This window comes from Streptomyces sp. NPDC058457 (assembly GCF_042720695.1).
Lineage (GTDB): Bacteria > Actinomycetota > Actinomycetes > Streptomycetales > Streptomycetaceae > Streptomyces.
Map to the genome: position 1 here is coordinate 60,647 of NZ_JBHXLU010000015.1, position 12,308 is coordinate 72,954.

10 protein-coding genes are annotated in these 12,308 nt (G+C 71.5%); all 10 read left to right on the top strand.

What is annotated here, in order from left to right; translation table 11 throughout:
- The first annotated feature begins 516 nt into the window (after positions 1-516).
- Positions 517-1,698, top strand: a complete 1,182-nt coding sequence (locus tag ACFWPS_RS15065; RefSeq protein WP_383704955.1) for a Gfo/Idh/MocA family protein — start codon at positions 517-519, stop codon at positions 1,696-1,698.
- Positions 1,699-1,758: 60 nt separating this feature from the next.
- Entirely contained in the window at positions 1,759-2,772 is a 1,014-nt protein-coding gene (locus ACFWPS_RS15070) for a sugar phosphate isomerase/epimerase family protein (protein WP_383704957.1), read from the top strand.
- 110 nt (positions 2,773-2,882) lie between these two features.
- Positions 2,883-3,740 carry a sugar phosphate isomerase/epimerase family protein gene (locus ACFWPS_RS15075; protein WP_383704959.1) on the top strand — a complete coding sequence of 286 codons (858 nt, stop codon included), beginning with the start codon at positions 2,883-2,885 and terminating at the stop codon, positions 3,738-3,740.
- 159 nt (positions 3,741-3,899) lie between these two features.
- Entirely contained in the window at positions 3,900-4,865 is a 966-nt protein-coding gene (gene iolC, locus ACFWPS_RS15080) for a 5-dehydro-2-deoxygluconokinase (RefSeq protein ID WP_383704961.1), read from the top strand.
- 4 nt (positions 4,866-4,869) lie between these two features.
- A complete protein-coding gene (locus tag ACFWPS_RS15085; protein ID WP_383704963.1) occupies positions 4,870-5,742 on the top strand; it encodes an aldolase in 873 nt (290 codons plus the stop codon).
- On the top strand, positions 5,739-6,608 hold the full coding sequence (gene iolB, locus ACFWPS_RS15090; RefSeq protein WP_383704966.1) for a 5-deoxy-glucuronate isomerase: 870 nt from the start codon (positions 5,739-5,741) through the stop codon (positions 6,606-6,608). The genes ACFWPS_RS15085 and iolB overlap by 4 nt, the downstream gene beginning before the upstream one ends.
- Positions 6,605-8,482, top strand: coding sequence for a 3D-(3,5/4)-trihydroxycyclohexane-1,2-dione acylhydrolase (decyclizing) (gene iolD / locus ACFWPS_RS15095; RefSeq protein ID WP_383704969.1), 1,878 nt, complete (start codon positions 6,605-6,607; stop codon positions 8,480-8,482). The genes iolB and iolD overlap by 4 nt, the downstream gene beginning before the upstream one ends.
- Positions 8,483-8,495: 13 nt before the next feature.
- Positions 8,496-9,986, top strand: a complete 1,491-nt coding sequence (locus tag ACFWPS_RS15100) for a CoA-acylating methylmalonate-semialdehyde dehydrogenase (protein WP_383704972.1) — start codon at positions 8,496-8,498, stop codon at positions 9,984-9,986.
- 342 nt (positions 9,987-10,328) lie between these two features.
- Entirely contained in the window at positions 10,329-11,054 is a 726-nt protein-coding gene (locus ACFWPS_RS15105) for a GMC oxidoreductase (protein ID WP_383704975.1), read from the top strand.
- The coding region (locus ACFWPS_RS15110; protein ID WP_383704978.1) for an MFS transporter at positions 11,051-12,308 on the top strand (1,258 nt) is incomplete at its 3' end. The genes ACFWPS_RS15105 and ACFWPS_RS15110, both read left to right, overlap by 4 nt.

Consider the following 12,308-nt stretch of genomic DNA (forward strand, 5'->3'; position numbering starts at 1 on the left):
TCGGCCTGCCGCACCCGCCGGCCAGGGCATCGACGGCACGGTCGGGGCGGCGACCGAGCCAGGCGGCGACTTCAGGACCTACCGCCGGGTGTCAACCCCGAGCCGCCGACACCCGCAGGGACGATGGAGCCGAGATCGCCCGCCACATCTCCCGTCGTTTGCGGTGACACCCTTGACACAAGCCCGCGACGCCGCTGAGAGTACGAGCACCCAGAACGCTTCCGAAGCAAAGATCTAAAGCGTTCTAAGCCGATCTTTTAAAGCGCTCTAACCTGCGAAATCCAGGACCGGGTCCTCACCGGGCCGGGATTTCGGGTGCCCGCAGCCGCGCCCGCCTCGGATCCGGGGCGGGCGGCCGAGCCCGCGGGTGTCCGGGACCACGACCCGCACCCGGGACCGCGGCCCGCACCCCAGCCCCGGGCCCCGGGTGTCCGCCCCGTCGGGTGGAGAGCGGTTCTGGTCGGTTCCATCACCCCCCTGACCCACGGCACAGCGACGCGCCGGAGAGGAAGCATGATGAGTACGAGGCCGATCGGTGTGGCGGTCATCGGAGCCGGGATGGCGGGCCGGGCCCACCTCAACGGGTACCGGCAGGCCGCGACGCTGTACGGTGCCGGGCTGCCCGAGGTGCGCCGGGTCGCCGTCGCCGACGCGCACGAGCCGTTCGCACAGGACGCGGCCCGCCGGTACGGCTTCGAGCGGGCCGTCACCGACTGGCGGGCGATCGCCGAGGCCGACGACGTCGACGCGGTCAGCGTCGTGGTCGCCAACCACCTGCACCGCGAGATCGTCGAGGCCCTGCTGGCGGCCGGCAAGCACGTGCTGTGCGAGAAGCCGCTCGCCCCGTCCGTGGCCGACGCCCAGGCCATGGTGGACGCGGCCGAGGGCACCGGCCTGGTCGCGGCGACCGGCTTCACCTTCCGCCGCTCCCCCGCGATCAACGCCGTAAGGCAGCAGGTGCTGGACGGCTCGCTCGGACCGGTCCAGCACTTCAACGGGCACTACTGGTGCGACTACGGCCACAACCCCGACGCCCCCATCAGCTGGCGCTACCAGGGGCCGCTCGGCTCGGGCGCGCTGTCGGACATCGGCAGCCACCTCATCGACCTGGGCGAGTACTTCTGCGGCCCGGTGCAGAGTGTGCAGGGCGCCGTGCTCTCCACCCAGGTGCCCGACCGCCCCGTGCCGCTGGGCGCTGCGGTGGGGCACTCGGCCGACGTCGAGGTGAGCCGGGAACGGGCCCGGGTCGAGAACGACGACATCGCCACGTTCACCGCGACGTTCGCCTCCGGCGCCGTGGGCACCTTCTCGGTGTCGCGCATCGCCCGGGGCCTGGCCAACTCCCTGGGCTTCGAGGTGTTCTCGAAGGGCGGCGCGGCGACCTTCGAGCTGTCGCGTCCGGCCGAGTTCACCATCGCCGACCAGGTCACCGCCGACCCGCTGGACGGCTACCGGCGGGTGGTGGTCGGCCCCGGCCACCCCTACATCGCCGGCGGCCTGCCGATGGACTTCCCCAGCGTCGGCCACGGCCAGCACGAGTTCTTCGTCTGGCAGGCCCGCGCCTTCCTGGAGCAGATCGCCGGTCTGGACCGGCTGCCGCCCTGCCCCAGCCTCTCCGACGGGCTGCACAACCTGCGCGTCATCGACGCGATCGTCGCCTCCGCCGACGCCGGCGGCAAGGCGGTCACCGTCCAGTGACCCGGCCCGGCCCGCACCGCACCGCCGCCACCCCCCGGAAGGACTGAGGAGAGACACGCCATGAAGCTGGGCCTCTACAACGCGATCCTGCACGACCGGCCACTGCCCGAGGCGATCAAGGTCATCGCCGATCTCGGCCTGACCGGCATCGAGCTCAACACCGGCGGCTTCCTCCCCGCCGTACACGTGCCGGCCTTCGACGACATCCTGGTCAGCGACACCGCCCGGGACGACTTCCTCGGCCTCTTCGAGGGCACCGGCGTCGCCATCGCCGGCCTCAACGCCAACGGCAACCCGCTGCACCCCGATCCCGCCATCGGGGAGAAGCACGCCGAGGACATCCGGCGCTCCATCCGGCTGGCCGAACGGCTCGGCCAGCACCGCCTGGTGACGATGTCCGGGCTGCCCGGCGGCGAACCGGGCGCCACCCGCCCCAACTGGATCGTCAACGCCTGGAACTCCGCGGCCCTGGACGTCCTGGACCACCAGTGGAAGATCGTCGCGGACTTCTGGCGCGAGACCGACCGGCTCGCCCGCGACCATGACGTCAAGGTCGCCCTGGAGCTGCACCCGCAGAACGTCGTGTTCAACTCCGCGAGCGTGCACAAGCTCATCGACCTCACCGGCGCCACCCACGTGGGCGTCGAACTCGACGCCTCCCACCTGTTCTGGCAGCAGATGGACCCCGTCGCGGTCGTCCGCCACCTCGGCGAACTCGTCTTCCACGCCGCCGCCAAGGACGTCCGCATCAACCCCGGGCACGCCGCCCTCAACGGCGTCCTCGACAACAGCTTCCGCCGCCTCGCGCCCGACGAGCCGCGCACCAACCTCGGCGGTGACGAATGGGCCAACGAGTGGCCGAAGGAGTCCGCCTGGGACTTCGTCGCGCTCGGCAAGGGCCATGACGTCGCCTACTGGACCGAGTTCCTGCGCGCCCTGCACGAGGTCGACCCGGAGATGCTGGTCAACATCGAGCACGAGGACACCGAACTCGGCCCCGTCGAGGGCGTCGCGGTGGCCGCCGAGGTCCTCAAGGCGGCCGACACGGCACTCCGGGAGTCCCTGCGGCCGTGACCGCCCGGGCCCGGCCCGCCCCCTCCCGCCCCCGTCGGAACGGGGAGTGGCTCCGGCGGTCCCGCACCGCCGGAGCCGATGACATGACACCGATGAGCAGGAGACCCACCATGAGGATCGCCCTCGACCCGTACATGATCCGTGACGTGCCACTGCTCGAACTCCCGTCGGTGGTAGCCGAGTTGGGATACGAGTGGATCGAGCTCTCGCCCCGGGAGGACTTCATCCCCTTCTTCCGTCATCCCCGTGTCGACGACGCCACCGTGCGGAAGTTCCGCAAGGCGCTGGACTCGGCGGGCGTCGGCATCTCCTCCCTGCTCCCGCTGTTCCGCTGGTCGGGCCCGGACGAGGACGCCCGGCAGGCCGCCGTACGGTACTGGAAGCGCTCCATCCGGATCTGCGCGGACCTCGGCGTCGACAGCATGATCTCCGAGTTCAACGGCCGCCCCGAGGACCCGGACCGCAGCGAGGCCCAGTTCTGGAGGACGCTGGACGAGCTGCTCCCGCTCTTCGAGCGCGAGGGCATCAGGCTCACCCTGGAGCCCCACCCGGACGACTTCATCGAGAACGGCCACGACGCGGTCAACCTGATCCGGGGCATCAACCACCCCAACGTCAGCTTCCTGTACTGCGCCCCGCACACCTTCCACATCGGCGACGACGCCCCCGGCATCATCAAGCACGCGGGCGACCTCCTCACCCACGTCCACCTCGCCGACGCCTTCGACCACACCGCGTCCTCCGGCAACCGCTACATCCTCAACCCGCCCGGCACCGCGGCCCGCATCCACCAGCACCTGAACATGGGCGAGGGCGAGGTCGACTTCGACGAGCTCTTCCGCGAGCTGCGCGCGAACGGCTTCGACGGCACCCTCACCGCCTGCGTGTTCGCCTGGGAGGAGAAGGCGAGGGAGTCCTCCCTGTTCATGCGGGAGCGGATCGGCGAGTACGTGGCCGCCTGGACGTGACGCGTCACGTCGGGAACATCATCACGACATCCTATTGACATGACATTTGAGTGGCGGCATCGTACTGAGGCAGAGGACGCTGCTAAAGCGCTCTAAAACCATCGCGGTCCCGTACCGCGCCGCCAGGCCGGGATCTCCGGAGCGAAGGGAACCAGCGTGATGCCGTACGACGTGCTGACCATGGGCCGGGTCGGAGTGGACGTGTATCCGCTCCAGACGGGCGTGGGGCTGGCGGAGGTCACCTCGTTCGGCAAGTACCTGGGCGGCAGCCCGACCAACGTCGCGGTCGCGGCGGCCCGGTACGGCCGCAGCGCGGCGGTGATCACCAAGACCGGCCGGGACCCCTTCGGCGACTTCGTCCGCACGGCCCTCGACGGCTATGGCGTGGACAGCGGTTTCGTGGGGACGTCGGAGATCGCGCCGACTCCGGTGACGTTCTGCGAGATCTTCCCTCCGGACGACTTCCCGCTGTACTTCTACCGTCTGCCCAAGGCCCCCGACCTGGACATCCGGCCGGATGAGCTGGACCTGGCCGCGGTGCGCGAGGCGGCCGTGTTCTGGATGACCGGGACCGGGCTGAGCGAGGAGCCGAGCCGCTCGGCGACCCTGGCCGCCCTTCAGCACCGGGCCGAGGCCGGGACCACCGTCTTCGACCTCGACTGGCGGCCGATGTTCTGGACCGACCCCGCCGAGGCGCGGCCGTACTACACGGAAGCCCTGCGGCACACCACCGTCGCGGTCGGCAACCTCGACGAGTGCGAGGTCGCCACCGGCGAACGCGACCCGCACGCCGCGGCCAAGGCGCTGCTGGCGGCCGGGGTGGAACTGGCCGTCGTCAAGCAGGGCCCCAAGGGAGTCCTGGCCATGGACCGGGACGGCTCGGTCACCGAGATCCCGCCCGTGCCCGTGGACGTGGTCAACGGGCTCGGTGCCGGTGACGCCTTCGGCGGGGCGCTGTGCCACGGCCTGCTGTCCGGCTGGGACACCCCGCGCACGGTGGCCTTCGCCAACGCGGCCGGCGCCCTGGTGGCGGGCCGCCTGTCCTGCTCCGACGCCATGCCGACCCAGGCCGAGGTCGAGGCGAAGCTGCGCGGGGCGAACGATGCCTTCGAGCGAGAGGTGTGACGACGTGCTGTCCGACAACGTGAGCCGGATCGTGGCCGCCCGGGTGCACGACCCCGGCGCCGTCGCTGCCGCGGCGGCCCGCCGGGTGAAGGCGACCTCGCTGCTGGGCGAGCACGGCAAGGCGATGATCATCGCCGCCGACCACCCCGCCCGCGGCGCCAACGGCGTCGGCGCGGACCCCCATGCCATGGCGGACCGCTTCGAACTCCTCGACCGCCTCTGCACCGCCCTGGAGCGGCCGGGTGTGACGGGTGTCCTGGCCACCGCCGACATCCTCGAAGACCTGCTCCTGCTCGGCGTTCTCGACGGCAAGAGCGTCTTCGGTTCGATGAACCGGGCGGGTCTTGCCGGGTCGGTCTTCGAGATCGACGACCGGTTCACCGGCTACGACGCCGAGACGATTGCCGCGATGGGCTTCGACGGCGGCAAGATGCTCACCCGCATCGCCCTCTCCGACCCCGCCACCCCCTCCGTCCTGCAGGACACCGCCCGCGCGGTCAACGAACTCAACGACCGGCAACTCATCGCCATGGTCGAACCGTTCATCTCCGAGTGGCGGGACGGCAGGATCCGCAACGACCTCGCCACCGACGCCGTGATCAAGTCGGTCACCATCGCGTCGGGTCTCGGCCGCCGCAGCGCCTACACCTGGCTGAAGCTGCCGGTGGTCCAGGACATGGAGCGGGTACTCGCCGCCTCCACCCTGCCCGCGCTGCTGCTGGGCGGCGAGGTGAAGGACGCGGAGGCGGCGTTCGCGTCGTGGGGCAGGGCCCTCAGGCAGCCGACCGCGCAGGGCCTGGTCGTCGGCCGCTCCCTGCTCTACCCGGCGGGCGGCGATGTCGCCGGCGCCGTCGACAAGGCGGTGAGCCTGCTGTGAACAGCAAGTACCACCTCCCGGCCGGTACTTCGGCCGACGGCCCCTACGACCTCCTGGTCACGCCCGAGTCGGCGGGCTGGGGATACTCCGGCCTCAGGATCCTGACCCTGGCGCCGGGCGAGACGCACGCCCTGTCCACCGGTGACTCCGAGTTCCTGGTACTGCCGCTGACGGGCTCGTGCACCGTCACCACGGACGGCAGCACCTTCGAACTCACCGGCCGGACGGGCGTGTTCACCTCGGCCACCGACTTCGCCTACCTCCCGCGCGAGTCGGCGGCCGTGATCGGCAGCGCGGCGGGAGGACGGTTCGCGCTGCCCTGCGCCCGTACCGAGCGGAGCTCGCTGCCCGCCCGGTACGGGCGCAGGGAGGACGTCCCCGTCGAACTGCGGGGTGCCGGGGCCTGCTCGCGGCAGGTCAACAACTACTGCCTGCCGGGCACCTTCGACGCCGAGCAGCTGCTGGTGTGCGAGGTCCTCACCCCCGGCGGCAACTGGTCCTCCTACCCGCCGCACAAGCATGACGAGACCCGGCCCGGTCAGGAGTCGGAGCTGGAGGAGATCTACTACTTCCAGGTCTCCGGCGACGGCAACGGCTTCGGCTACCAGCGGGTCTACGGCACCCCGGACCGCCCCATCGACGTGCTCGCCGAGGTCCGCTCCGGCGACACCGTGCTGATCCCGCACGGCTGGCACGGCCCCTCGATCGCCGCGCCGGGCTACGACCTCTACTACCTCAACGTCATGGCCGGGCCCGGCCAGGACCGCGCCTGGCTGATCTGCGACGACCCCGCCCACGGCTGGGTCCGCGCCACCTGGGACGCCCAGGACGTGGACGACCGGCTGCCCTTCGGAGAGAACCGATGAACACCGTACGACTGACCACCGCCCAGGCCCTGGTCCGCTTCCTGGCCGCCCAGTACAGCGAGCGCGACGGCCAGGAACAGCGTCTGATCCCCGGCGTGTGGGGCATCTTCGGCCACGGCAACGTCGCGGGCATCGGCCAGGCCCTCCTCCAGGCCGCCACCACCGGCGAGGCGGACCTGCCCTACTACCTGGCCCGCAACGAACAGGGCATGGTCCACGCGTCGGTGGCCTACGCGAAGATGCGCGACCGGCTGGCCGCCTTCGCCTGCACCGCCTCCACCGGTCCCGGCTCCACGAACATGATCACGGGTGCGGCGCTGGCGACCACCAACCGCCTGCCCGTCCTCCTCCTGCCCTCCGACATGTTCGCCACCCGCGCCGCCGACCCCGTCCTGCAGCAGCTGGAGGACACCCGCGGCGGCGACGTCACCGTCAACGACGCCTTCCGCGCGGTGTCGAAGTACTTCGACCGCGTCCAGCGCCCGGAGCAGTTGATCCCGGCCGCGCTGGCGGCGATGCGGGTGCTGACCGACCCGGTCGAGACCGGCGCGGTGACCCTCGCCCTGCCGCAGGACGTACAGGCCGAGGCGTACGACTGGCCGGTCGACTTCTTCCGCCGCCGGGTGTGGCGCGTGGGCCGCCCGGTCCCGGAGCCCGCCGCCGTCGAGCGGGCCGCACGCCTGCTGCGGGGCGCGAAGAAGCCGCTGATCGTCGCCGGTGGCGGTGCCGTCTACTCCGGTGCCGAGACCGCGCTGCGCGCCTTCGCCGAGGCCACCGGCATCCCGGTCGCCGACACCCACGCCGGCAAGGGCGCCGTCGCCTGGGACCACCCCTACGCGGTCGGCGGCATCGGCTCGACAGGCTCCTACGCGGCCGACGAACTCGCGAAGGACGCCGACGTGGTGCTCGGCATCGGCACCCGCTACTCCGACTTCACCACCGCCAGCCACACCGTCTTCGGCAACCCCGACGTCACCTTCGTCAACCTCAACGTGGCCCGCCTCGACGCCGTCAAGCACTCGGCGGAGCCGCTGGTCGCCGACGCACGTCTGGGCATCCAGGCCCTGGCCGGAGCCCTCGACGGCTGGGAGGTCTCCGCCGCCTACCGTCGCCGTACCCGTGAACTCATCGCCCGCACCCGGGAGATCGAGGACGCGTGCTTCCACGTCGGGCACAGCCCGCTCCCCGCCCAGACCGAGATCCTGGGCGCCCTCAACGACGTCCTGGACGACCGTGCCGTGGTCATCAACGCGGCCGGCTCCATGCCCGGCGACCTCCAGCAACTGTGGCGGGCCCGGGACCCGAAGGCCTACCACGTCGAGTACGCCTACTCCTGCATGGGCTACGAGGTCGCCGCCGGCGTCGGCGCCAAGATGGCCGACCCGTCGCGCGAGGTGGTCGTACTCGTCGGTGACGGCTCGTATCTGATGATGGCCCAGGAGATCGTCACCATGGTCTCCGAGGGCCTGAAGGTCATCATCGTCCTCGTCCAGAACCACGGCTTCGCCTCGATCGGTTCACTGTCCGAGGCGCTCGGCTCACAGCGCTTCGGCACCAGGTACCGCTACCGCAACGGCGATTCGGGCCAGCTCGACGGCCACGTCCTCCCCGTCGACCTCGCCGCCAACGCGTCGAGTCTCGGCGCCGACGTCCTGCACGCCGCCTCCGTCGAGGAGTTCCGCTCCGCGATGGAGAAGGCGAAGGCCGCCACCCGCACCACCGTCGTCCACGTCGAGACCGACCTGTACGGCCCCAACCCGCCCGGCCACGGCTGGTGGGACGTCCCCGTCAGCCAGACCTCCGCCCTCGACTCCACCCAGGCCGCCTACGAGACCTACGCCGACCGCAAGCGCGCCCAGCGTCACTACCTGTAAGGACACACATCCCGTGACCACCATCCCGCACTGGATCAACGGCTCGCCGCTCCCGGGCAGCAGCACCGCACCGGTGTTCAACCCGGCGACCGGCACCGAGCAGGCCCGGGTCGTCCTCGGCGGCGCCGCAGAGGTGGACGCCGCCGTGCAGGCCGCGGCCGCCGCCTTCGAGACCTGGCAGGACTCCTCGCTCTCGCAGCGCGTCCAGGTCATGTTCGCCTTCCGCCAGCTGCTCGTCGACCACGAGGAGGAACTCGGCCGGATCATCTCCGCCGAGCACGGCAAGACCGTCGACGACGCCCGCGGCGAGATCACCCGCGGCCGCGAGGTCGTCGAGTACGTCTGCGGCCTCGGCGACGTCCTCAAGGGCTCCTTCTCCGACCAGGTCTCCCGCGGCATCGACGTCCACAACTTCCGCCAGCCCCTCGGTGTCGTCGCCGGCATCACCCCGTTCAACTTCCCGGCGATGGTCCCCCTGTGGATGCACCCGGTCGCCATCGCCACCGGCAACACGTTCATCCTCAAGCCCAGTGAGCGCGACCCCTCCGCCGCCAACTTCGTCGCCGAGCTCTACCAGAAGGCCGGCCTGCCCGACGGCGTGTTCAACGTCGTGCACGGCGGCAAGGACGCCGTCGACGCCCTTCTCACCCACCCGGGCATCGAGGCCGTCTCCTTCGTCGGCTCCACGCCGATCGCCAAGTACGTCCACGAGCAGGCGACTTCGCACGGCAAGCGGGTCCAGGCCCTCGGCGGCGCCAAGAACCACGCCGTCGTCCTCCCCGACGCCGACCTGGAGTTCGCCGCCAACCACATCACCGCCGGCGCCTACGGCTCCGCCGGCGAACGCTGCATGGCCGTCTCCGTCGCCGTCGCCGTGGGTGACGCGGCGGACGCGCTGGTCGCGGTGCTGGAACGCAAGGCGAACGAGGTGAAGGTCGGCCCCGGCGACGCCCCCGGTACCGACATGGGCCCGCTCGTCACCAAGGCCGCCCAGGAGCGGGTGGAGAACGCGGTCGGCACGGCCGCCACGCAGGGCGCCACCGTCGTCGTCGACGGCCGCGGACTGAAGGTCGACGGCCACGAGGACGGCTTCTTCACCGGCCCCTCCCTCCTCGACCACGTCACCACCGAGATGGACGCCTACCAGGAGGAGCTGTTCGGGCCGGTCCTCGCGGTCGTCCGCGCCGAGAGCCTCGACCAGGCCATCGACCTCATCAACGCCAACCCCTACGGCAACGGCACCGCGCTGTTCACCGCCTCCGGCGAAGCAGCCCGCCGCTTCCAGCGCCGCATCAAGGTCGGCATGATCGGCATCAACGTCCCGGTCCCGGTGCCCATGTCGTACTACTCCTTCGGCGGCTGGAAGGACTCCCTCATCGGCGACTCCCCCGTCCACGGCCCCGAAGGCATCCGCTTCTACACCCGCCCCAAGGTCGTCACCACCCGCTGGCCCGAACCCAGGCAGCAGGTCGCCGCCGGCTTCACCTTCCCCACCTCCAGCTGAAGGGATTTCCGACGAGAGCGATCATCGCCCGTATTTCGCGGTGACACGGCCACACGAAACCGCTGGGAATTCGGTGGAAGTCACCTGTGAAAAGATGCCGCCACAGGGCGCGCTCTGGTCACCTTTCCCATCGCTTTTCCGGCGGGTACGGCGGGCTTTTTCGCCCCGCACCGGGCATGCGGGGTTTCCGCGTACGGCCCGGAGAATGTCTGATTACGCCTGCCTCCCATCCGCACCGGAGCAGGGCCCCGCTTGAAATCCCGGCCCGTCGGGTGAGAACGTTCAAGAACCGAGAAACCGCTTCGATTTCACTCTCCGGTTTACGAATGAAGGTATGCCGCGGTGCGGAACATACGCGTTCTCGACCACAACCGACCGACCACACCCGACGGCCCCGTGGACGTGGTCGTCGTCGGGGCCGGATTCACGGGTCTGGCGGCCGGGCTGGAACTCGCCTCGCAGGGACGGCGCGTGCGGATCGTCGAGCACGCCCCGCTCGGCATCCTCGTCATGGCGTCCAACCTGACCCCCGGCGGGCTCGGCGCCGCGCTCGCCGGCCGCGACCCCCGTCTGCTGGACGCCTACCTGGCCGCCCAGGACCACCTGGCCGTGTTCACCACGCAGGTGCGGATGGAGTCACCCGCCCGGATCGCGGCCGTCGCGGGCGGCACGCCGTTGCTGCGCCACGCCATGACCCGCGCCGACCACCACGTCCTGTGCCTGGCGTTCCGCAGGACCGCGCGGCTGCTGTTCGCGGCGGGTGCGGTGGAGGTGCTGCCGCCGGCCGGCTCGGCGGGCCCGCTGCGCTCGGAGGCCGCGGTGGCCGGCTTCTGCGCGCGCGTCCGGCAGCGCGACTGGGAGCTGGTCTCCGTCCACGGCATGGCGAGCTGCCCGATGGCGCTGCCCGAACGCGGCGGTGTCTGCGACGAGTTCGGCAGGCCGCACGGCTTCTCCAACCTGTACGTGTGTGACGCGGGCGTGCTGCCGGGTTCCCCCGGCGTCAGTCCGCAGGGCACGCTCATGTCCTTCGCCCACGAGATCGTGGGCCGTCATCTGGAGACCGCGTGACCGACCAGCCGACCGTGCGGCATGCCCCGCCGAGCAGCGAAGCACCGGACGTTCCGCTGTTCGGCCCGGCCGCCGTGGTGGCGTCCTGCGCGGGTTTCGTACTCATCGGCGCGCTCCAGGCCCTGTACGGGCCGGCCATCCCGGCCTTCCGGGAGAAGTTCGCGCTCTCGCCCTCGGCCGCGGGGCTGGGGCTGAGCGCGCACTTCGTCGGCGGGGTCGTCGGTGTGCTGCTGTTCGACCGGCTCTTCGGCCGGATCGGCAACCGGCGGATCCTCGGCACGTCGTACCTGCTCATGGCCGTCGGCGCGGCGGGCTTCGCGGTCGCCCCGAACTGGCCGCTCGCGCTGGCCGCGGCCCTGCTGGCCGGTCTCGGCTTCGGCGGCATCGACTACGGCCTCAACCAGCTGTTCGCCGTCGGGTTCGGCCACCGCTCCACCGCGATGCTCAACATCCTCAACGCCCACTTCGGCATCGGCGCGATCCTCGGCCCGGCCCTGGTCGGTGCCGTCGGCTCCGACCGCTATCCCGCCCTCTTCCTCGCCTTCGCGCTGGTCGACCTGCCGCTGCTGCTGTGCCTGAAGGGCGTACGCGACGAGACGCCGCAGCCGTCCGGCGCCACCGGGACGCCCGGCACCACGGCCCCCCGGCCCCTCGCCCGCAGCCTCGCCTCAATCCTCACCGTCTTCGTCACCCTGTACGTCCTGCACGTCGGCATCGAGGCCGGCGTCGGCGGCTGGGAGCCCACCCACCTGGAGTCGGTCGGCTACGGCGCGGGGCTCGCCGCCACCGCCACCTCCGTGTACTGGCTGATGATGACCGCCGGCCGTTTCCTGGTGGCCCCGCTCACCCTGCGGTTCTCCGCGCCCGCCATCGTCACCGTCTCGTGCGCCGGCATGACGGTGTGCCTGCTCCTCGCCACGGTCCCGGCCCTCGCCCCCTACGCCTACGCCGGCGTCGGCCTCTTCATCGCCCCGATCTTCCCCACCGGCCTGCCCTGGCTGAGCAGGGTCGCGCCGCAGGCCCGTCGGGCCGGCGCCCTGGTGATCGCCGCCTCCATGGCCGGGGGCGTCGCGGCGGGCCCGGCGCTGGGCAAGGTCATCGAATGGTCCGGCACCCGCACCGTCCCCCTCCTGCTCGGCGGCGTCTCCCTGCTCTGCCTGACGGCGACCCTCTGGCTGATCCGCGCCACGGGCCGCGGCGGGCCGGGGGTGGCGGTCCAGCCCGGGGGTGGGGGGGGGGGGGCGGGGAGGGGTT

Excerpts from the sequence above, each read along its gene's own strand:
- ACFWPS_RS15070 (WP_383704957.1), top strand. The coding sequence starts at position 1,759 with ATGAAGCTGGGCCTCTACAACGCGATCCTGCACGACCGGCCACTGCCC.
- ACFWPS_RS15075 (WP_383704959.1), top strand. The coding sequence starts at position 2,883 with ATGAGGATCGCCCTCGACCCGTACATGATCCGTGACGTGCCACTGCTC.
- iolD (WP_383704969.1), top strand. The coding sequence starts at position 6,605 with ATGAACACCGTACGACTGACCACCGCCCAGGCCCTGGTCCGCTTCCTG.
- iolC (WP_383704961.1), top strand. The coding sequence starts at position 3,900 with ATGCCGTACGACGTGCTGACCATGGGCCGGGTCGGAGTGGACGTGTAT.
- ACFWPS_RS15065 (WP_383704955.1), top strand. The coding sequence starts at position 517 with ATGAGTACGAGGCCGATCGGTGTGGCGGTCATCGGAGCCGGGATGGCG.